Genomic DNA, 19,484 nt, shown 5'->3' with positions numbered 1-19,484 from the left:
TGTATAAACGGGTTGCCCCCCTGTCCATACTTTGGGTAAGGACAAGGGGGAGGATTTAGATGTGCAAACGGACTATTTTTTTATTTTTGTTGAGCGGTTTTATCTTATGTTCTTTTGTTCGCGCGGAATCGTCCGCAGTGGTCTCCGGCCGCCAGGCGCCGGATCATCCGGAAAAGGGGATTCCAGAACAAGCGATACGGTTACGCATTTTGGCTAACAGCGACCAGCTGCGGGATCAGTGGTTGAAGCGCAAAGTGCGGGATGAACTGGTGAAAGAGATTGAGACTTGGGCCGAGCAACCGGGCGACATCGGTGAAGCCCGGCAGTTGATTCGATCCCGTTTGCCCCGTTTTCAGGCATTGGCCGAACGCACTGTCGCCCAACATGGATTTGATTATCCGGTCAAAGTCGATTTTGGGCGCGTGCCGTTCCCGACTAAGCTGTATGGAGAAAAGGTATATCCGGCCGGCAATTATGAAGCGTTGCGTGTTACGATCGGGCGAGGAGAAGGGGAAAATTGGTGGTGTGTGCTGTTTCCGCCTTTATGCTTTATCGACATGAGCAACGGTGACGCGGTGGAGCCACCCCCGGAGTCGTTGTCCGCTTCGCTAGAACCGACCCAACCGGCGCAACCTAAAGAAGAGAAAATCCAAGTGCGGTTTTTCCTGTTGGATAAGCTGTTGAAAAAATGAGCGTAGAAAGAGGATATCCTAACATAGAGCGCTTTGCTCTACCGATTTTTGTTCTACGCGTTTACCCCCTGTCATACCGTCATATTGTAGGACAAGCGAGACAGGGGGCAAGGTTGTATGTTCGTGATACGACGAGCCATTGAGCGAGACGTCTTTCAAGTGCGCAAATTGTTGAGGGAAGCCGGACTCAATGATAGAGGAATTGATGAGCATATCGATCATTTTTTTGTGGTGGAAATGCCCACGGATGAGGGAGAGACACCGCAATTGGCCGGGGCGGTAGGCATGGAGGTTCACGGAAAGTATGGGTTGTTGCGTTCGTTTGTGTTGGAGCGGGCGCCGTGGAACACCAAAGTGGGCATGAACATGATCCAAATCCTTCTGTCCTATGCGAGCAAACTGCGCTTGTCGCATGTGTATCTGTTAGCGGGCGCTTCCCAGGAATTTTTCACCCAATTGGGTTTTTCCGAAATTGCGTTTGACGAATTGCCGGCGGATATCCGGGAATCCGAACATGTGGAACGATCCCGGAACCAAGGAACGGCGATGGTGTTCTCCTGCGTCCCTTCCCATCAGCAATGACGACCGGTGTCTGAATTCTTTGCTCTATTGTGTTAAGATAGGTGGACAGATGTGACAGCGGATGAGGAAAAGGAGAATGGATTGTGGAATGGATAGAGACACGCTTGAGTCGGGTGGTTGATGAGGGAAAGGGAATCGAGGAATTGCGCGGTAGGGCGGAGATTCAGGAGGCGGCCAACATCCTCAAGCGAGGGGGATTGGTCGCTTTTCCGACGGAAACGGTTTACGGATTGGGAGCGATCGCCACCTCTGCGGACGCGGTGTCCAGCATTTACAAAGCCAAAGGGCGCCCCTCAGACAATCCGCTCATCATTCACTTGGGAGCGGTGGAGCAGGTGGGTGACTGGGTGGAGTCCATTCCGCCCATCGCCGCCGAATTGGCCCGCCGGTTTTGGCCCGGCCCGCTGACGATGGTTTTTCGACACAGAGGCAACTTGGCGTCCAATGTGACCGCCGGTTTGCCCACTGTTGCGGTGCGGGTGCCGGATCATCCGCTTGCTCAGGCGTTGCTGTTGGAAACGGGGATTCCCGTTGCGGCCCCCAGCGCTAACCGCTCAGGGCGCCCCAGCCCCACGGAAGCTCTTCATGTGTGGGATGACCTGCGGGGAAAAGTAGCCCTGATCCTTGACGGAGGCGCGACCGGGTACGGCTTGGAGTCAACGGTTGTCGATGTGACAGGGGAAGTGCCTGTCCTGTTGCGCCCGGGCGGGGTGACGTTGGAGCAGTTGCAAGCGGCAGTCGGTACAGTGGAGGTGGACCCCGGCTTGGTTCGTGACGATGAGTCTCCGCGCTCGCCAGGGATGAAGTACCGCCATTATGCGCCGGAAGGGGACGTGTGGCTGGTACGGGAGCCTTGGGCAGAAGTGAAAGAGGCGCTACAACGTGAAATCAGCCGTCAGCAGGGACAAGGGCACCGGGTGGGGCTGTTGGTGACCGAGGAACACAGCGACCTTGTTACGGCGGATGTGATTGTTCGCTGTGGATGGCGCCGGGACCCGCTCAGCGTGGCTCGCGGATTGTACCATGCATTGCGGGAGTTTGATGAGCAGCAGGTGGATGTCATCTTCGCCGAGACCTTCCCTGAGGAGGGGATATACCGGTCAGTAATGAACCGCTTGGCCAAAGCGGCGGCAGGGAAAACACTCGATTTGCGTAAGTAAAAGCCAGACGGATGAGTCGTCTGGCTTTTTGTCTATTCTTAGGGGAGCCAAATGGCCCCCTGTCGTTGGAGGCGCGCTGAGTCCCTCATCCCGTCAGTTCTTTTTTCTTGGACGAGGGCATACCATGAGACGAGGACTTGGACGGGAGGTGCGGATATGCCGCTGACGACTGTGGAATGGGGGCAGCTGTTCACCCTCTCCATGATCGCCCTTGCGATGGGGACAGATGCATTTTCATTTGGCGTCGGCATGGGCACGAAACGGCCCGCGGTCGGTACCATTTCCAAGTTGAGCGCATCCGTCGGTTTTTTCCATGTGTTGATGCCGCTCATCGGCATGGCGATCGGGCAGTTGCTGGGCAAAGTGATGAAAGATGTCGCAGTCATGGTGGGGGGCGGAATGCTGTGCTTTTTGGGCCTATCCATGCTGTGGCATGTGATCAGGGAAGGGGAAGAGGATGAGCGCTTTCGCATCTCCTCATGGGGAAGTATCCTGCTTTTTTCGCTCAGCGTAAGTTTAGACTCTTTGTCGGCTGGCCTCAGTCTGGGGCTGTTCGATGCGGATATATGGTTGGCCTTGTTGTTGTTTGGTTTGTTCAGCTTTGCCATGACCGGGATCGGGCTGGTACTGGGGAGATTCATGGGGGGATGGATTGGCACCTATGGCGAGGTGATCGGCGGAATGATCCTTATCTACTTGGGATGCAAATTTATGATATAAGCCCCCTATTGCCCCAAAATATTCCTTTGAGTAAAGTAGATGATAAGGATGTTTATTTTTAATTAAAATAAGTTTATCCACTAGTCTCGTCGGCAAAGAGACGCGGGACGCAAAAAAGGCGCTGGCGCGATGGCCGAAATGAGATGTCCGGTTGCCCCCGGGCGTGCGAGAATAGGTGGAAGCGAGGTGAATAAATGTGCGTAAGGTGTTGTTTGTCTGTACAGGAAACACATGCCGAAGCCCGATGGCCGAAGCGCTGTTGCGGAAGTGGGTTGAGCGGGAGCGGCTGGATGTGGATGTGAAATCGGCTGGGATATCGGCGTTGGACGGAGCCGCGGCGTCGGAGCAGGCGACCCAGGTGTTGGAAGAGAAGGGGATCGCTCATCGCCACGCATCAACCCCGCTGTGCAAGGAGTTGGTGGCGTGGGCCGATGTGATCTTGACGATGACCGCGCAGCACAAAGCGTTTATCATCCACGATTTCCCCGAGAGCGTGGACAAAATTTTCACGTTAAAAGAATACGCTTTCGGCGGTTCAGAGCAGGTTTCGGTACATCAAGCGTTGGATCGGTTATATGCGGAGATGGAAAGTCATCGGGCGGCGGTACAAAGCAGGTTTTCACTCAAAGCGGACGAGCCTTGGCCCAAAGAAGCAGAAGAAGCGTGGATGAAAGAAGTGGGCCCGCTATTGGCTGAGGAAGAACGGCTATTGCTGGAATTGAAACAGATGGCATTTCAGCAGGACATCGCCGACCCCTATGGCGGATCGGTAGAAGAATACCGGGCGTGCGCTGGGGAGATCGAGGCGGCGATCGAGGCGATTGTGACCAAATGGAGGGAATGACCGGAAAGGAACGCCCAATTCAAAGCGCCAGCAGGGGAAGCACTGCGTTATACTGGGGATGGATGTTTCCAAAGGAGGAATAAACATGCGTATACTACTTGGCTCCGACCACGGTGGCCTTCGGTTGAAGCAAGAAATCAAGGATTTGCTGGATGAAATGGGCATCCATTACAGCGATGTTGGCTGTGACTGTGCGACTTCTGTCGATTATCCAGATTATGCACGCCCGGTCGCGGAAAAGGTGGCTAGCGGCGAATATGACTTGGGTATCCTGATCTGTGGAACCGGTATTGGCATGTCCATCGCCGCTAACAAAGTCAAAGGCATTCGCTGTGCAGTGGTGAGCGATGAGTTTTCCGCCCGCATGAGCCGCGAACACAACAACGCCAACATTTTGGCCCTTGGGGAGCGCGTTGTTGGCCCTGATTTGGCCCGCTCGATCGTGCGAGTGTGGTTAACTTCTGAATTCCAAGGGGATCGGCATGCCCGCCGCGTGCAAAAAATCCACGAATTGGAAGGGGCTCTCCAGTCGTGAACGGAATGGAACGGCTGTCCGCAGAAGTGAAAGATGCCATGCGCGAGCTGGTGGCGGAAGCCGGTTTGACGGACAAGCATGTGGTGGTCTTGGGAGTGAGCACTAGCGAAGTGGCTGGGCAACGGATCGGTTCGCAAGGGAGTGAAGAGATTGCCGCGGCTTTGTTCGCCGGCGTGCGGGAGGTACAACAAGAAGCCGGTTTTCATTTGGCTTTTCAATGTTGCGAACACCTGAATCGAGCTCTTGTCGTCGAGCGCGCGGTGGCAGAGCGGTTTGGTTGGCAGGAAGTGATGGTGGTACCTGTCCGTCAAGCAGGCGGCGCGATGGCCGCTTATGCCTTTCGGCATCTAGCTGACGCGGTGTTGGTGGAATCGATTCAAGCCGATGCTGGGATCGACATCGGTGACACCCTCATCGGCATGCATCTCAAGCCGGTAGCTGTGCCGGTTCGTCCTGGGCGGAAAACGATCGGCGGCGCGCATGTGACCATGGCCAAAACCCGTCCAAAGCTAATTGGTGGCGCACGGGCGGTTTATGTACGGGAAATTGAAAAAGTGTCTCCTTAAAAACGAAAGATCTGTTAAAATGAGGATTGGAATGTTAAGTTTTTTATTCGAGGGGGCAGGTTGAATGGAACAGTTAAAGCGGAAAGACCCACAAGTGGCTGAGGCAATTACCAAGGAGTTGCGCCGCCAACGGGACAAGATCGAACTCATCGCTTCTGAAAATTTCGTTTCCGAAGCGGTGATGGAAGCGATGGGGACGGTATTGACCAATAAATATGCTGAAGGATATCCTGGCAAGCGTTATTATGGCGGTTGCGAACACGTGGATGTGGTGGAAGAACTGGCGCGGGAACGGGCGAAACAGCTGTTTGGCGCCGATCACGCCAATGTGCAGCCTCATTCAGGTGCGCAAGCCAATATGGCTGTGTACTTTGCGGTGTTGGAACCAGGTGACACCGTATTGGGCATGAACTTGGCGCACGGCGGCCATTTGACCCATGGTAGCCCGGTCAACTTCTCCGGCCAGCTGTATAAATTCGTTGCATACGGCGTTGATAAAGAGACACATCGAATCAACTATGAAGAAGTGCGCCAGATGGCACTTGAGCACAAACCGAAGTTGATTGTGGCTGGGGCGAGCGCCTATCCGCGCCAAATTGATTTCGCCCGCTTCAGAGAGATTGCCGACGAAGTGGGGGCGCGGTTGATGGTGGATATGGCTCACATCGCCGGCCTCGTGGCGACGGGCCATCACCCAAACCCTGTGCCGTATGCTGACTTTGTGACAACCACCACCCATAAGACATTGCGCGGCCCACGCGGCGGGATGATCCTTTGCAAAGAAGAATTTGCCAAAGCGATCGACAAATCGATCTTCCCCGGTGTCCAAGGCGGGCCACTCATGCATATCATCGCCGCAAAAGCTGTCGCCCTCGGCGAAGCGCTGTCCGATGAGTTCAAGTCTTATTCCCAAGCAGTGGTGGACAACGCCGAACGCTTGGCTGAATCGCTCAAAGGGCACGGCCTTGAACTCATTTCTGGCGGCACCGACAACCACCTGGTGCTCATCGATGTCCGCAACTTGGGCTTGACAGGTAAAAAAGCGGAGCATCTCTTGGATGAAGTGGGCATCACCTGCAATAAAAACGCGATTCCATTCGATCCGGAAAAACCGTTTGTCACCAGCGGAATCCGCATCGGGACGGCGGCGGTCACCAGCCGTGGCATGGGTGTGGAAGCGATGGAAGAGATCGCTGCGATCATCGCTCTGACCCTGAAGCACCCTGAAGACCAAGCGAAGCATGAAGAAGCGAAACAACGTGTAGCCAAATTGACAGGTGCATATCCTCTGTACCCGAACAAATAAAAAAGCGGAGCAGCTAGCCCCGGGAGCCAAGTGCTCTCGGGGTTTTCGCGTGTGTAGGCAGGTAACGAAGCGCGGTGAAAACCGCTTGGTTCGTTATGATCCATCCCCGAAGCGCCCTCTGCTAGGGCTTTTTTTGCGCCGTGGGAAATTTAACCCAACATGTGGCAATAATAATCTAAGAAAAGGTTGTCTCGCGGGGAACCTTATGGTTAACTATCATGGGAACAAAAATCGAAGACATTCAAGACAGAAAGAAGGGCGTTAACATGGGGAATGTTTATGTATTCGATCATCCACTTATCCAGCACAAGCTCACATTTATTCGGGACAAGCACACCGGAACCAAAGAATTCCGCGAGTTGGTGGATGAAGTTTCCGCACTGATGGCTTATGAGATCACAAGGGATATGCCGCTTCGAGAAGTGGAAGTGGAAACGCCAGTAGCCAAGGCGAAGTGCAAAGTCTTGGAAGGGAAAAAGCTGGGGCTAGTGCCGATTCTGCGTGCAGGATTGGGCATGGTGGACGGCATTTTGAAATTGATCCCAGCTGCCAAAGTGGGGCATCTCGGCCTGTATCGCGATCCGGAGACGTTGGAGCCAGTGCAGTACTATTCAAAAATGCCATCCGATATCGGTGAACGGGAACTGATCGTGATCGACCCGATGCTGGCTACGGGGGGATCGGCATCAGCCGGGATTCGCATCCTGAAGGAAATGGGCGCGAAACAGATCAAGCTGATGTGCCTGATCGCGGCGCCGGAAGGTGTGGACAGAGTGCAAAAAGATCATCCGGATGTAGACATTTATGTGGCAGCCATTGATGAGAAGCTGGACGAAAAAAGTTATATCATCCCAGGATTGGGTGATGCAGGAGATCGGCTGTTCGGCACCAAATAATAACAAGGCGGCGCCGGGGCCCGCGGTCAACTCGCAACATGCGTTTGCCTGCGCCCCGCGCATGAGCGACCTTAGGGGGTTGAAGCCGCATCTACGCACCCACTTGACTTGTTAGACACGCTCTAGCATGGGGATCAGCAATCGGATCTAGAGTTGTTTATGTTGCCATGTTGAGAAGAACGTCTGTGCATATGTCAATAGCGATATGGTGAATAACTTGTTCTGTGACGGCGTCAAAACCCATAAAAATGTAGTAACAGCAAGCCATTTTTCAAAAAAACGACTTTTTTGTCACATATGTTTTTGAGAAAACGTTGACAAAAAGGATGAGGCTTCGTTACTATAGGCAGGGGAAAGGGAAGTTTTCCTAAGATTCTCCGAACGAATTCCAAGCAACCGGAAGCTGTCTGCCCTTTTCTGAAATCCTTCCTACATATGGGGGTTTTTCATGAAAAATGACACGAATCTGTGGCGCATTGCCGCGATGGTCAGTTCAATTGGCACGGAGATCGTGTTGTTGACCGTGGGCGGGGCTTGGGTGGGGAACAAATTGGATGCCTTGTGGGGCACCAAACCTTTTTTGCTCCTCGCAGGTGTGTTGGTTGGGCTTGGAAGCGGTTTTATCACTGCTTTTTTCACTTTGAAAGCATTTGTGAAGGAATGAACTCCTCATGGATCCATTGCATACCATTCGCCGACGAGTGGTGATCCTCACAGCCGGATTCCTCGCGTTACTCTTAGTCCTATGGTTACTTACTCCGTATAAGAAAATGGTTGCTGGAGCAGGCCTTGGCTTGTTGGTCAGTCTGTATAACGTCTTGTACATGGCGCGTAAAGTGCGCCTGGCGGGAGAGACGACCTTAGCGACTGGTTCCACCAGACACAGAGGAACAGGCATGATCAATCGTTATCTCATGGTTGCCCTTGCGATACTCGTCGCTTTCAAATATCCAATGCATTTTGATGTCCGCACGATTGTCGTGGGGTTGCCAATCTGCTATATACTCATCATTGTATTGGAGTTTTGGGAGGTTCGAAAACTCCGAACCACGTCAGGAAAGGGGTGAAGCTGGATACATGGAAAAAACACCAAAGCTAGTGTTTGACTTAATGGGTTTGCAAGTAAAGCTGGACGTGACTGTGATGATCACCACGACGATTTGTTGCATCCTGGTATTCCTCATCGCTATGTTGGCCACTCGCCGCTTGGCAATGGTTCCGACGGGTATGCAAAACTTTGTGGAAATGATCATCGAGTTCACCCAGGGGATTGTCCGTTCCAACATGGATGCCAAAACAAGCGAACGCTTTTATGGCTTTGCTTTCACGCTCTTTTTGTTCATTTTTATCGCGAATCAGATGGGACTCATGTTTAACGTGGTGACCGAACACCATGAACCCATACCTTTCCTGGGAATTGAAGCAGCGGGAGAGCATCATGGTGAAGCGGGCAAGGAAGCGGAGCATCATAACGCCTACGCTTGGTGGAAATCACCGACTGCTGACATCAACGTGCCGATCGCGATGGCTTTAGCAATCACGATTGTTGCTCATTTCCTGGGCATCAGAAAGTCACCCAAGAAGTACGCATCCCATTATTTCCAACCATTCTTCTGGATGTTCCCGCTCCACATCATCGATGAAGTCGCCAAGCCTGTCACACACGGCTTGCGTCTATGGGCGAACATCTTTGCTGGTGAGATTCTGATTATCGTGTTGCTCAAAGGCGGGTTCTTGACCGAAGCACCGCTGATCGTATGGTTGGCGTACTCGGTCTTTGTCGGAACGGTGCAAGCGTACGTATTTACAGTGTTGGCCATTGTATACATGTCACAGAAGTTGGCTGACGATCATTAATCAACGATTCAAAAAACGATTTAATTTTTAAGGAGGATTTTATTATGGATTTGACGATTATTGCTGGTGCTATCATGTTGTCTTTTGCCGCTATCGCGGGTGCATTTGGTAACGCTTGGGTGTTTGGACGCTATCTGGAAGGGATTGCTCGTCAACCTGAAGTTCGCGGCATGCTGTTCACCCAAACCTTTATCGGGATCGCTTTGGTAGAGGCGTTGCCAATTATTGCTGTTGCTTTCGGCATCATGGCTGTACTCGGCATCATCGGCTAATGTCTTCACCAATGCAATGACGGGGAATATGTTTTTCTATTCCCCGTCTGCTTATGATTAAGCCTTTTATTCGTAATTTGCATACACAAGTTCCCGCAAGTCTGAAGGGAGTGAATCAAGTGTTAAGTATTGAATGGGGTACGATGGTATTCCAGCTTATCGCATTTATCATTTTAATGCTGCTCGTTTCCAAATACGCTCTTCGTCCAATGCTGAACACCATGAGGCAACGTCAAGAGCACATCGACGGCCAGATCAAGGCTGCTGAGAAAAGCCGCAAAGAAGCGGAGGATCTCATCAAAGAGCAACGCGAAGCGCTGGAAAAAGCCCGCCTAGAGGCGAAAGAGATCATCGAACGCGCCAAAGCGCAAAAAGAGCGTGAAGCGGAAGAGATCATCGCCAAAGCGCAAGAGCGCGCTGAGAGCATGATCAAAGAGGCGACCAATGAAATTCAACGCGAGAAAGAAAAAGCGCTTGCCAGTTTGCGCGATGAAGTGGGTGCCCTGTCCGTTCAGCTCGCATCCAAGTTGATCGAGAAAGAACTGGATGGCAAAGCCCAAGCTGAGCTGGTGGGTCGTTACCTTGAGCAGGTAGGCAGAGTGCAATGACCAGCTCGGTAGTAGCGAAGCGATACGCCAAAGCATTGTTTGAGGTCGCCGAAGAACAGAAATGCTTGGATGGCGTGGAGCGAGATCTAAAAATAGTGACGGCAACATTTAACGCTTCCCCTGAGCTGGTGGCGTGGCTAGGCCATCCTTCCACTTCCTCCGCCAAGAAGCGTGAAGTGTTTGACAAGCTGTTCGCGGATGTGAACCAATACACGAAGAACCTATTGTACGTATTGGCTGACCGTCGCCGCGAGAACATCGTGTTCGATCTGGCGCAAGCGTTTAATGAGTTGGCCAACGAAGCGAGAGGGATTGCTGAAGCGCAAGTGACGACCGCGTTCCCCCTCACTGAGGAGAATAAGGCGGAGATCGTCAAAGCGTTTGAACCGATTATCGGCAAGAAGATTCAAATCACCGAAAAAGTGGATTCCGACATCCTGGGCGGCGTGATCGTGCAAGTGGGCGACCGGTTGTTTGACGGAAGCCTGAAGACGAAGTTGGCCCGTTTTCAGGATGGGTTGAAGCTGGGCAGAATCGGATAGAACATACAGACGGAAAGATTGGGGTGAACCATTATGAGCATTAAACCGGAAGAGATCAGCTCTCTTATTAAAGAGCAGATCAAAAATTACCGTGCCGAAGTCGAAGTGACCGATGTAGGCACCGTTATCAATGTCGGGGACGGTATTGCCCGCGCGCACGGCCTGCAAAATGCCATGGCTGGTGAGCTGGTTGAGTTCAGCAATGGTGTGATGGGTATGACGCTGAACTTGGAAGAAAACCACGTAGGTATCGTTATCTTGGGCCCATATCAAGATATTCGTGAAGGAGACCAAGTGAAACGCACGGGTCGCCTGATGGAAGTACCAGTGGGTAAAGCGCTGTTGGGTCGCGTTGTAAACCCGCTCGGCCAGCCACTGGACGGCAAAGGTCCAATCGAAACCACTGAATTCCGTCCGATCGAATCGGAAGCACCTGGCGTTATTGACCGTAAATCGGTGCATGAGCCGTTGCAAACCGGGATCAAAGCGATTGACTCCATGGTTCCGATCGGCCGCGGTCAGCGCGAGCTGATCATCGGTGACCGCCAAACCGGTAAAACCTCGGTGGCGCTTGATACCATCATCAACCAAAAAGGCAAGGACATGGTCTGTGTTTACGTGGCGATCGGCCAAAAGGCTTCTACCGTAGCGCAAGTGGTAGAGAAGTTGCGTCGTTTTGGTGCGCTTGAATACACCATCGTCGTCGTCGCTGGCGCATCTGACCCGGCTCCGCTGCTGTTCCTGGCTCCGTATGCGGGTTGTGCGATGGGTGAATACTTCATGTACAACGGCGGACATGTACTCTGCGTATACGATGACCTGTCCAAACAAGCAGCTGCATACCGTGAGCTGTCCTTGTTGCTCCGTCGTCCGCCAGGCCGTGAGGCGTATCCTGGGGATGTATTCTACCTGCACTCCCGCCTTTTGGAGCGTGCAGCGAAACTTTCCGATGAGCGCGGTGGCGGATCGTTGACAGCCTTGCCGTTCATTGAAACCCAAGCGGGTGACATCTCTGCTTACATCCCAACGAACGTGATCTCCATCACCGACGGACAAATCTTCCTGGAGTCCAACCTGTTCCACTCCGGTGTGCGCCCGGCGGTAAACGTAGGTACTTCCGTATCCCGCGTAGGGGGATCTGCACAAATCAAAGCGATGAAAAAAGTGTCCGGTACATTGCGTCTGGACTTGTCCCAATACTACGAGTTGGCGGCGTTCGCACAATTCGGTTCTGACCTGGATAAAGCGACCATGGCGAAGCTGGAGCGCGGAAAACGCGTCGTAGAAATCTTGAAGCAAGGTGAGCATGAACCGCTGTCCGTTGAGAAACAAGTGGTGTCCCTCTACTTGGTAACCAAAGGCCATTTGGATGAGATCGCGGTTGAAGACGTTCGCCGTTTCGAAGCGGAGTTCCACGCTTTCCTTGACGCGAACCATCAAGATGTGCTGAAAGACATCGTTGATAAGAAAGAGCTGAAGGAAGACAACGAGAAGAAACTGCTCGAAGCGATTGCTGCGTTCAAAAAAAGTTTTGTGGCATCTAACTAAGCAGGAAGACAAGTTTTCACTGCCGACGCTCGGTTGAGCCGCTCACGTGTAAGAAAGCGGCGGCTCGACGAACGATCGGCAACAGAAAGGCGGTGAACACATGGGACAATCGATGCGGGACATTAAGCGGAGCATTAAAGCGAAAGAGGATATCAGAAAGACGACCAAAGCGTTGAAACTGGTATCTGCGGCCAAACTTCGCCGCGCACAGGAGCAAGCGCAGGCGGCGCGTCCATATGCGGAGAAGTTGCGCGATGTGATCATCAACATCGCTCAAAGCACGACAAATGCCAATCACCCGATGCTCGTTTCCCGTCCGATCAAAAAAACCGGTTATCTGATTATCACTTCGGACCGTGGCCAAGCTGGCGGCTACAACTCAAACCTATTGCGCATGCTGGTGTCTGCACTGAGCAAGCGCCACCAAAGCAAAGATGAATACGTGATCTTTGTGATCGGGCGCAAGGGACGCGATTTCCTACGCAAACGCAATTACCCTGTCATCAATGAAGTGACAGGCTTGTCCGATTCGCCAACGTTTGCCGATGTGAAAGAAATTGCGGAGCAAGCCGTTCGTTTCTATGCGGAAGAGAAGTTTGATGAGCTGTACCTCTTGTACAATGAGTTTGTCAACCCAGTGGTTCAGCGTCCGACGGAAAAACGCTTGTTGCCGCTGGCTGGGGATGACTTGGCGGGGTCCAGCCAAACTGGAAAAACCGTTTATGAGTATGAGCCATCCCAAGAAGAGGTGTTGTCCACTCTGCTTCCAAGTTATGCAGAAGCACTTATCTATAGCGCTCTTTTAGATGGTAAAGCGAGTGAACACGCCGCTCGGATGAACGCGATGAGCAATGCGACCGACAACGCTACGGAAATGATCGAATCGCTGAAGTTACAATTCAACCGGGCACGGCAAGCGGCTATCACGCAAGAGATTGCGGAGATCGTCGGTGGGGCAGCTGCGCTGGAATAGAACAAGCGATGATTTGAACGAAGCAACGATTAGCGGGTTGGCCATCCCGTTTTGATAGATGCAAATGCAGTTTAAGGAGGGAACGAGATGAGCACTGGACGTGTGCTTCAGGTAATGGGCCCGGTTGTGGACGTGCAATTTGAAAGCGGCCAATTGCCTGAGATTTATAACGCGATTAAAGTTAGACGTAACGATGGAAGTGAACTGGTGTTAGAAGCTGCCATCCACTTGGGTGACAATATTGTTCGTACGGTAGCGATGGCTTCCACCGACGGATTGGTTCGCGGCATGGAAGCTGTTGATACAGGTAAGCCGATCAGCGTTCCGGTGGGACGTCCGGGATTGGGACGCGTGTTCAACGTATTGGGGGAACCAATCGACGAAGCGGGTCCGGTCGTTTCAGACGAGTATCTGCCTATCCACCGTCCGGCACCGAGCTTTGAGGATCAATCCACCCAAGCGGAAATGTTGGAAACGGGTATTAAAGTCGTTGACTTGCTTTGCCCATACGCAAAAGGGGGTAAGATTGGTCTGTTTGGTGGTGCGGGTGTAGGGAAAACCGTACTTATCCAAGAATTGATCAACAACGTTGCCCAAGAGCACGGTGGTTTGTCTGTATTCGCAGGGGTAGGGGAGCGTACCCGTGAAGGGAACGACCTGTACCACGAGATGAAAGATTCTGGCGTAATCAACAAAACGGTGATGGTCTTCGGTCAGATGAACGAGCCGCCGGGTGCACGGATGCGCGTGGCTTTAACTGGCTTGACCATGGCTGAGCATTTCCGTGACAGCGAAGGGCAAGACGTGCTGTTGTTCGTAGACAACATTTTCCGCTTTACACAAGCAGGTTCTGAGGTGTCTGCGTTGTTGGGCCGCATGCCGTCCGCGGTAGGTTACCAACCGACCTTGGCTACGGAAATGGGTCAATTGCAAGAGCGGATCACATCTACCAAAACCGGTTCGATCACATCGGTGCAAGCGATCTACGTACCGGCGGACGACTACACCGATCCGGCTCCGGCGACCACCTTTGCCCACTTGGATGCAACCACCAACTTGGAGCGCCGCCTGACCCAAAAAGGGATCTATCCGGCGGTAGACCCATTGGCGTCCACTTCTCGTATTCTGACCCCAGATGTAGTCGGGGAAGAGCATTATCGTGTAGCTCGCGGCGTGCAACAAATCCTGCAACGCTACCAAGAACTCCAAGACATCATCGCGATCTTGGGTATGGATGAGTTGTCTGATGAAGACAAACAACTGGTAGCCCGTGCGCGGAAAGTAGAGAAATTCCTTTCTCAAAACTTCCACGTGGCTGAGCAATTCACCGGCCAACCAGGTGTGTATGTGCCTGTGAAAGAAACGGTTCGCAGCTTCAAAGAGCTGTTGGAAGGCAAACACGACGATCTGCCAGAAGATGCGTTCTACATGGTGGGAACCATTGACGACGCGATCGAAAAAGCGAAATCGATGGGTTACACCCGTTAAACCATAACATTCTGCCTGGCGGAGAGGAATCGGGTTTCTGCCAGGCAGTTTTCTTAGCTAGCCTCAACTCGAGATGGGGAGGTGAATCACTGCTACAAGGTACGTCGCTTGGCTGATACCAAGATGACACCCGAGGGAGTAGCAGGACGCCCACATGAGCAAAATTCAGTTGGACATTGTGACACCTGAAAAGGTCGTCTACTCAGAACAAGTAGAAATGGTCATCACCCGTGCGGCCAATGGGGATGTTGGGATTCTCCCAAAACACGCCCCCTTTGTTAGCCCGCTCAAAGGGGATACGGTGCGAATTAAGAAAGACGGTTCAGAAGAGGTCATTTCTGTCAGTGGCGGATTTATTGAAGTGCGCCCTGACAAAGTGACGATCTTAGCTAAGTCGGCCGGCGTATAATTGGCGTGGCGCTTAAAGAAGTCGCTGTGCTATTGGAGGGGATTTTAGTGAAGCTAAAGTCCTCTTTTTTTTACCCTGAAAACATAGGGAGGCGCGGGCGTTGTTGAGGTAATGATGAATGCAAAGAGGGGGCCAAGGCAAGGGTTGCTGTTCATTCCGCTTTTTCTTTCGGCATAAATGCGGGAAAATTCGCTTATGTTAGGAGTGACCAGGCCCAGGCTAGAAACAGCATTTCGTCAACGTAGAAAATGGGACAATTTTTCGTCGTTTTCGTCAACCTTCTCACAATTAGGAAAGTGTTGTATAATCAAACAATAGAAACGGGCTATTTTTTATGTATCTCTTTAAGTTTTATATATGAATGCGCCTGATACGTTGTGGTGTGTCTGACAAGTCCAATTGACACATGTGAGGCGGCGGAAACATCATTTCCCAATGAGCACCGATGGGCAAGTGAAGTGAATAGGGATGAGGTATTGCGCCGCCGGACATCTTCACCAGGCGCACTCTGGCATAGAAGGTGTCCAGAGTGAAGTTCGTTTGGTTTGTTAGGCGCGATTGCTTTTTTTTGGAGCAGGGTGGGTGCCCCCCTTTTTTTGCGCTGTTGCAGAAGGGAATCACATGCTGTGGCAGGCTTCCCTGAGGGGTTGTCAGGCCCGTGGGGAACCTCGGAGTGAGGGAAGTGTTCGCGGGGCGCTTTTTAGGCGGAATCCCCTGCCCGAATTTGATTGATGTAAGCGTTTTTACAGACGGATGACAGATCCGTCTCCTTCATTTTCCGCTAGGAGGGATAAATATGGCGCTTGATCCCACCCACTTGCAACTCGCTATCTTCCTTTTGATCGGCATCGCGTTGCCGATTGTGGCCTTGTCGCTGGGACGCGTGCTTCGTCCGCACAATCCCACCCCCGATAAGGCGATCACGTATGAGAGCGGTGTTGATCCCAAGGGTGACAGCTGGGTTCAGTTCAACGTCCGGTACTACTTGTTTGCGTTACTGTTTGTGATATTTGATGTGGAAGCTGTTTTCCTGTATCCGTGGGCGGTCAGTTATGATGTCCTTCGCTCGGATGTGGGACTATTTATTCTTGTGGAAATGTTGATCTTCATTTTCTTCCTGGTGCTGGGTTTGGCTTATGCTTGGAAAAAGAAGGTGTTGGAATGGGAGTAAATTTTGAACAGATGACGCCGTTTGAGCAACAGGAGTTGGAAAGAAACGTCTTGTTCACCAGCTTGGAGCAGGTGAAGGCTTGGGCGCGCTCCAACTCCATGTGGCCTCTGACATTCGGGCTTGCTTGCTGTGCTATCGAGATGATGGGAACGGGCGGTTCGCACTATGATCTAGACCGTTTTGGCGTGTTTTTCCGCGCTTCACCCCGTCAGTCGGATGTGATGATTGTAGCGGGAACTGTCACCAAAAAGATGGCCCCCTTGTTGCGCCGGCTCTATGATCAGATGCCTGAGCCCAAATGGGTGATCGCCATGGGTTCCTGCGCGACGGCAGGTGGACCTTACGTCAAATCGTACGCTGTGGTAAAGGGAGTCGATCAGATCGTGCCTGTGGACGTATACATCCCCGGTTGCCCACCCAATCCGGCGGCATTGATCTACGGCATCCACAAATTGCAGGAGAAGATTCGCTATGAGGCCAAGCATGGGAAGAGGGTGACCAGTCAATGAGTGAACAAGGGGACAAAAACAAGAAACCGGAAACCGGCCAAGGCATGAGCGAGATGGAAGCCAAGGGGACCGAAGCCAATGCGGATAAAGGTGCTCCCGCCGCTGGGGGGAAGACCGGAGAAGAGGCCCAAGGGAAAGCCAAGGCGACTCCGACAGGGCGAGCCCGACCGGCGTCCGGCGCTAGACCTCGTCCGGCCGGAGCCAAGAAAGCGGAAGAAAAGAAACCGGAGGAACCCTCTCCGATGCAGCCGTTGCTGGAACAGTTTGTCGCCCGAATCAAGGAGGGTTGCCATCCGGAAGCGGTGGTGGAGGCATATATCAACCGCCCCAGCGGGCATATCCCCACCTTGGTAATCGATCGGGCACATTGGAGCGAAGTTGCCCGATACTTGAAAGAAGACGAGGCGCTGGCGTTTGATTATATGCGCAATCTCTCTAGTGTGGATTATGAGACGCATCTGGAAGTGTGTTATCAGCTGGTATCGTTTGCACACCAACATCAAGTGGCCGTCCGCGTCAAGGTGGACCGGGAGGAAGCGGTGTTACCGACCGTTTCCCATGTGTGGGCTGCGGCTGGTTGGAATGAGCGTGAGGCGTATGACTTGATGGGAATACATTTCACCGATCATTCCGATTTGCGGCGCATCTTGCTCCCGGACGATTGGGTCGGTCATCCACTTCGCAAAGATTATGAACCGCTGGATAAGGAGGTGTGACCCTTGCTTCGAACGGAAGAGATGTTATTGAACGTCGGCCCGCAACACCCGAGCACACACGGGGTGCTGCGCTTGGTGGTTAAAATCGACGGGGAAGCCATTGTGGACGCGGAGCCGGTGATCGGTTATTTGCACCGTGGAACGGAAAAGTTGGCTGAGGATTTGAATTATACGCAAATCATTCCGTACACTGACCGTCTCGATTATGTGTCGGCGATGACCAACAACTATGCGATCGTACATGCGACCGAACAGTTGATGGGTTTGGAAGTCCCTGAGCGGGCGGAGTTTTTGCGCGTGATCGTGATGGAACTGAACCGCATCGCCAGCCATTTGGTCTGGATGGGAACCTACCTGTTGGACATCGGAGCGTTAAGCCCGTTTTTATACGCATTCCGCGACCGCGAACAGATTTTGGATTTGTTTAATGAATTATGCGGAGCGCGGCTCACCTACAACTACATGCGTGTGGGCGGCGTGAAATGGGATGCACCCCCTGGATGGATTGACAAAGTGGGAAGTTTTGTCGAATACATGCAAAAACAGATGGTGGAGTACCATGGGTTGATTTCTGGCAATGAGATCTTCAAGCAACGCACCAAAGGAATCGGCGTTTATGACCGCAAGATGGCATTAGATTACGGGTTGTCCGGTGCCAATTTGCGGGTGACGGGTGTCGATTGGGACCTTCGCAAAAAACAGCCGTATTCGATCTATGATCGGTTCACATTTAATGTGCCTGTGGGCAAAACGGGTGACTTGTATGAGAAGTACATGTGTCGCATGAATGAGGTGGTGGAGTCGCTCAATATCTTGCAACAGGCGGTTAATGCGTTTCCCGCTGAGGGCAAGATTATGGGCAAGGTACCACGTGTGCTTCGGGTACCGGAAGGTGAGGTTTACGTGGGGATCGAGTCGCCGCGGGGAGAGTTGGGTTGCCACATTGTCAGCAAAGGCAAGGATAAGCCTTGGCGCCTGAAGTTCCGACGCCCTTCGTTTTATAATTTGCAGATTTTGCCTGAGTTGTTAAGGGGCCAAAACATCTCCAACTTGGTCGCCATCTTGGGCGGAATCGACATCGTGCTTGGGGAGGTGGACGGCTGATGAATCCGTGGCTGGTGCTGGGTCCGGTGATCTTGCTCTTGATCGTGTTGGGGTTTGTTACATACGCAATCTTTTTTGAGCGGAAAGTGCTTGGATGGATACAAGGCCGCATCGGGCCCAATCGTGTGGGGCCGTGGGGGCTGTTGCAGACCGTCGCTGACGTGCTCAAACTGCTTCTCAAAGAGGATGTCACACCGAAAAAGGCGGATTTGGCCCTGTTTAAGCTCGCCCCTGCGCTGGCGTTTATTCCGGCGTTTGCCATCCTGGCGGTGATTCCTTTCACCGACACCATCCAATTTGCCGATTTTGCGGTGGGACTTTTGTATTATCTGGCCTTGTCCAGCGTTACCATCATTGCGATCTTGGTCGGCGGTTGGTCTTCAAATAACAAATACGCGCTTTTAGGCGGGATGCGTTCTGCGGCGCAAATGATCAGTTATGAGATTCCGCTGGTGATGTCAGTGGTGGGCATCATCATGACTGTGGGATCGCTCAACCTGAACGAGATTGTGGAAGCGCAAAAAGAGGTCTGGTTCATCTTCCCGCAGGCGATCGGGTTCGTCGTCTTTTTGATCGCTTCCATCTCGGAATTGAACCGAACCCCGTTTGACCTCCCGGAAGCGGAGTCGGAGTTGGTGGCCGGTTATCATGTGGAATATTCGGGATTCCGCTTCGCCTTCTTCATGTTGACGGAATATGTGTACATGTTTGCGATGGCTTCTTTGACCACTGTGCTTTATCTGGGAGGCTGGAATGCGCCGTTCGGCCTTACTTTTATCCCACCGATCGTGTGGTTTGTGTTGAAATTCGGGTTTATCGTATTCTTCCTCATCTGGTTGAGAGGGACGTTCCCGCGGATTCGTGTCGACCAGCTGATGCAATTCGCTTGGAAAGTATTGTTGCCGCTGGCACTGTTGAACATACTGGTGACGGCGCTGTTAAAAGAAGTCCCCTTCTTGGGGAAATTCTATTGAACGGGAAGGTGA

23 protein-coding genes and 1 pseudogene are annotated in these 19,484 nt (G+C 52.4%); all 24 read left to right on the top strand.

The genetic code is table 11. The features are described 5' to 3' along the window. Positions 1–59: 59 nt before the first annotated feature. The 24 genes and pseudogenes from spoIIR (at position 60) to nuoH (ending at position 19,472) form a co-directional block, all read left to right on the top strand. Entirely contained in the window at positions 60–692 is a 633-nt protein-coding gene (gene spoIIR, locus CLV36_RS03865; RefSeq protein ID WP_102993652.1) for a stage II sporulation protein R, read from the top strand. A gap of 117 nt (positions 693–809) precedes the next feature. Further along, complete coding sequence (locus tag CLV36_RS03860) at positions 810–1,274, top strand: GNAT family N-acetyltransferase (protein ID WP_102993651.1); 465 nt, start codon at positions 810–812, stop codon at positions 1,272–1,274. 104 nt (positions 1,275–1,378) lie between these two features. After that, positions 1,379–2,434: an L-threonylcarbamoyladenylate synthase gene (locus CLV36_RS03855; protein ID WP_123827502.1), complete on the top strand. Its 1,056-nt coding sequence runs from the start codon at positions 1,379–1,381 to the stop codon at positions 2,432–2,434. Between the two features lie 156 nt (positions 2,435–2,590). Then, a complete protein-coding gene (locus CLV36_RS03850) occupies positions 2,591–3,154 on the top strand; it encodes a manganese efflux pump MntP (RefSeq protein WP_106341798.1) in 564 nt (187 codons plus the stop codon). Between the two features lie 196 nt (positions 3,155–3,350). Further along, complete coding sequence (locus CLV36_RS03845; protein WP_102993649.1) at positions 3,351–3,998, top strand: low molecular weight protein arginine phosphatase; 648 nt, start codon at positions 3,351–3,353, stop codon at positions 3,996–3,998. 85 nt (positions 3,999–4,083) lie between these two features. After that, positions 4,084–4,533: a ribose 5-phosphate isomerase B gene (gene rpiB / locus CLV36_RS03840; protein WP_022737376.1), complete on the top strand. Its 450-nt coding sequence runs from the start codon at positions 4,084–4,086 to the stop codon at positions 4,531–4,533. 5 nt (positions 4,534–4,538) lie between these two features. After that, positions 4,539–5,099: a TIGR01440 family protein gene (locus CLV36_RS03835; RefSeq protein ID WP_102993927.1), complete on the top strand. Its 561-nt coding sequence runs from the start codon at positions 4,539–4,541 to the stop codon at positions 5,097–5,099. Positions 5,100–5,163: 64 nt separating this feature from the next. Next, on the top strand, positions 5,164–6,405 hold the full coding sequence (locus tag CLV36_RS03830) for a serine hydroxymethyltransferase (protein WP_102993648.1): 1,242 nt from the start codon (positions 5,164–5,166) through the stop codon (positions 6,403–6,405). 266 nt (positions 6,406–6,671) lie between these two features. Then, complete coding sequence (upp, locus tag CLV36_RS03825) at positions 6,672–7,301, top strand: uracil phosphoribosyltransferase (RefSeq protein ID WP_106341797.1); 630 nt, start codon at positions 6,672–6,674, stop codon at positions 7,299–7,301. Between the two features lie 448 nt (positions 7,302–7,749). Continuing rightward, positions 7,750–7,965: an AtpZ/AtpI family protein gene (locus CLV36_RS03820; RefSeq protein WP_102993646.1), complete on the top strand. Its 216-nt coding sequence runs from the start codon at positions 7,750–7,752 to the stop codon at positions 7,963–7,965. Between the two features lie 7 nt (positions 7,966–7,972). Next, on the top strand, positions 7,973–8,368 hold the full coding sequence (locus tag CLV36_RS03815) for an ATP synthase subunit I (RefSeq protein WP_022737381.1): 396 nt from the start codon (positions 7,973–7,975) through the stop codon (positions 8,366–8,368). Positions 8,369–8,378: 10 nt separating this feature from the next. Further along, complete coding sequence (gene atpB, locus CLV36_RS03810; RefSeq protein ID WP_022737382.1) at positions 8,379–9,158, top strand: F0F1 ATP synthase subunit A; 780 nt, start codon at positions 8,379–8,381, stop codon at positions 9,156–9,158. Between the two features lie 44 nt (positions 9,159–9,202). Further along, positions 9,203–9,430, top strand: coding sequence for a F0F1 ATP synthase subunit C (gene atpE, locus CLV36_RS03805; RefSeq protein WP_022737383.1), 228 nt, complete (start codon positions 9,203–9,205; stop codon positions 9,428–9,430). 119 nt (positions 9,431–9,549) lie between these two features. After that, positions 9,550–10,038, top strand: coding sequence for a F0F1 ATP synthase subunit B (atpF, locus tag CLV36_RS03800; protein ID WP_022737384.1), 489 nt, complete (start codon positions 9,550–9,552; stop codon positions 10,036–10,038). Beyond that, a complete protein-coding gene (locus tag CLV36_RS03795; RefSeq protein WP_102993645.1) occupies positions 10,035–10,580 on the top strand; it encodes a F0F1 ATP synthase subunit delta in 546 nt (181 codons plus the stop codon). Before atpF ends, CLV36_RS03795 begins: the two co-directional genes overlap by 4 nt. Before the next feature lie 33 nt (positions 10,581–10,613). Then, complete coding sequence (gene atpA, locus CLV36_RS03790; protein WP_102993644.1) at positions 10,614–12,128, top strand: F0F1 ATP synthase subunit alpha; 1,515 nt, start codon at positions 10,614–10,616, stop codon at positions 12,126–12,128. A 100-nt stretch (positions 12,129–12,228) separates the two neighbouring features. Continuing rightward, entirely contained in the window at positions 12,229–13,101 is an 873-nt protein-coding gene (gene atpG, locus CLV36_RS03785; RefSeq protein ID WP_022737387.1) for an ATP synthase F1 subunit gamma, read from the top strand. Positions 13,102–13,188: 87 nt separating this feature from the next. Beyond that, on the top strand, positions 13,189–14,589 hold the full coding sequence (atpD, locus tag CLV36_RS03780; RefSeq protein WP_022737388.1) for a F0F1 ATP synthase subunit beta: 1,401 nt from the start codon (positions 13,189–13,191) through the stop codon (positions 14,587–14,589). A gap of 154 nt (positions 14,590–14,743) precedes the next feature. After that, positions 14,744–14,989 (top strand): annotated as a pseudogene (gene atpC, locus CLV36_RS03775) (ATP synthase F1 subunit epsilon); the annotation flags it as partial. 805 nt (positions 14,990–15,794) lie between these two features. Continuing rightward, positions 15,795–16,169, top strand: a complete 375-nt coding sequence (locus CLV36_RS03770; RefSeq protein ID WP_102993643.1) for an NADH-quinone oxidoreductase subunit A — start codon at positions 15,795–15,797, stop codon at positions 16,167–16,169. Then, positions 16,160–16,678 (top strand): NuoB/complex I 20 kDa subunit family protein, encoded by a 519-nt coding sequence (locus CLV36_RS03765; RefSeq protein ID WP_022737391.1) that lies wholly within the window; start codon positions 16,160–16,162, stop codon positions 16,676–16,678. The genes CLV36_RS03770 and CLV36_RS03765 overlap by 10 nt, the downstream gene beginning before the upstream one ends. After that, complete coding sequence (locus CLV36_RS03760) at positions 16,675–17,394, top strand: NADH-quinone oxidoreductase subunit C (RefSeq protein ID WP_106341796.1); 720 nt, start codon at positions 16,675–16,677, stop codon at positions 17,392–17,394. Before CLV36_RS03765 ends, CLV36_RS03760 begins: the two co-directional genes overlap by 4 nt. A gap of 3 nt (positions 17,395–17,397) precedes the next feature. Continuing rightward, positions 17,398–18,498, top strand: a complete 1,101-nt coding sequence (locus CLV36_RS03755; protein ID WP_146130591.1) for an NADH-quinone oxidoreductase subunit D — start codon at positions 17,398–17,400, stop codon at positions 18,496–18,498. Further along, positions 18,498–19,472, top strand: a complete 975-nt coding sequence (gene nuoH / locus CLV36_RS03750; RefSeq protein ID WP_102993639.1) for an NADH-quinone oxidoreductase subunit NuoH — start codon at positions 18,498–18,500, stop codon at positions 19,470–19,472. Before CLV36_RS03755 ends, nuoH begins: the two co-directional genes overlap by 1 nt. Positions 19,473–19,484: the final 12 nt, after the last annotated feature.

The sequence above is a fragment of the Laceyella sediminis genome (assembly GCF_003003125.1).
Classification (GTDB): Bacteria; Bacillota; Bacilli; order Thermoactinomycetales; family Thermoactinomycetaceae; genus Laceyella; species Laceyella tengchongensis.
This window is presented reverse-complemented; position numbering and strand designations above follow the sequence as displayed.

Excerpts from the sequence above, each read along its gene's own strand:
- spoIIR (WP_102993652.1), top strand. The coding sequence starts at position 60 with ATGTGCAAACGGACTATTTTTTTATTTTTGTTGAGCGGTTTTATCTTA.
- CLV36_RS03860 (WP_102993651.1), top strand. The coding sequence starts at position 810 with ATGTTCGTGATACGACGAGCCATTGAGCGAGACGTCTTTCAAGTGCGC.
- CLV36_RS03850 (WP_106341798.1), top strand. The coding sequence starts at position 2,591 with ATGCCGCTGACGACTGTGGAATGGGGGCAGCTGTTCACCCTCTCCATG.
- rpiB (WP_022737376.1), top strand. The coding sequence starts at position 4,084 with ATGCGTATACTACTTGGCTCCGACCACGGTGGCCTTCGGTTGAAGCAA.
- CLV36_RS03835 (WP_102993927.1), top strand. The coding sequence starts at position 4,539 with ATGGAACGGCTGTCCGCAGAAGTGAAAGATGCCATGCGCGAGCTGGTG.
- CLV36_RS03830 (WP_102993648.1), top strand. The coding sequence starts at position 5,164 with ATGGAACAGTTAAAGCGGAAAGACCCACAAGTGGCTGAGGCAATTACC.
- upp (WP_106341797.1), top strand. The coding sequence starts at position 6,672 with ATGGGGAATGTTTATGTATTCGATCATCCACTTATCCAGCACAAGCTC.
- CLV36_RS03820 (WP_102993646.1), top strand. The coding sequence starts at position 7,750 with ATGAAAAATGACACGAATCTGTGGCGCATTGCCGCGATGGTCAGTTCA.
- CLV36_RS03815 (WP_022737381.1), top strand. The coding sequence starts at position 7,973 with ATGGATCCATTGCATACCATTCGCCGACGAGTGGTGATCCTCACAGCC.
- atpB (WP_022737382.1), top strand. The coding sequence starts at position 8,379 with ATGGAAAAAACACCAAAGCTAGTGTTTGACTTAATGGGTTTGCAAGTA.
- atpE (WP_022737383.1), top strand. The coding sequence starts at position 9,203 with ATGGATTTGACGATTATTGCTGGTGCTATCATGTTGTCTTTTGCCGCT.
- CLV36_RS03795 (WP_102993645.1), top strand. The coding sequence starts at position 10,035 with ATGACCAGCTCGGTAGTAGCGAAGCGATACGCCAAAGCATTGTTTGAG.
- atpA (WP_102993644.1), top strand. The coding sequence starts at position 10,614 with ATGAGCATTAAACCGGAAGAGATCAGCTCTCTTATTAAAGAGCAGATC.
- atpG (WP_022737387.1), top strand. The coding sequence starts at position 12,229 with ATGGGACAATCGATGCGGGACATTAAGCGGAGCATTAAAGCGAAAGAG.
- atpD (WP_022737388.1), top strand. The coding sequence starts at position 13,189 with ATGAGCACTGGACGTGTGCTTCAGGTAATGGGCCCGGTTGTGGACGTG.
- CLV36_RS03770 (WP_102993643.1), top strand. The coding sequence starts at position 15,795 with ATGGCGCTTGATCCCACCCACTTGCAACTCGCTATCTTCCTTTTGATC.
- CLV36_RS03765 (WP_022737391.1), top strand. The coding sequence starts at position 16,160 with ATGGGAGTAAATTTTGAACAGATGACGCCGTTTGAGCAACAGGAGTTG.
- CLV36_RS03760 (WP_106341796.1), top strand. The coding sequence starts at position 16,675 with ATGAGTGAACAAGGGGACAAAAACAAGAAACCGGAAACCGGCCAAGGC.
- nuoH (WP_102993639.1), top strand. The coding sequence starts at position 18,498 with ATGAATCCGTGGCTGGTGCTGGGTCCGGTGATCTTGCTCTTGATCGTG.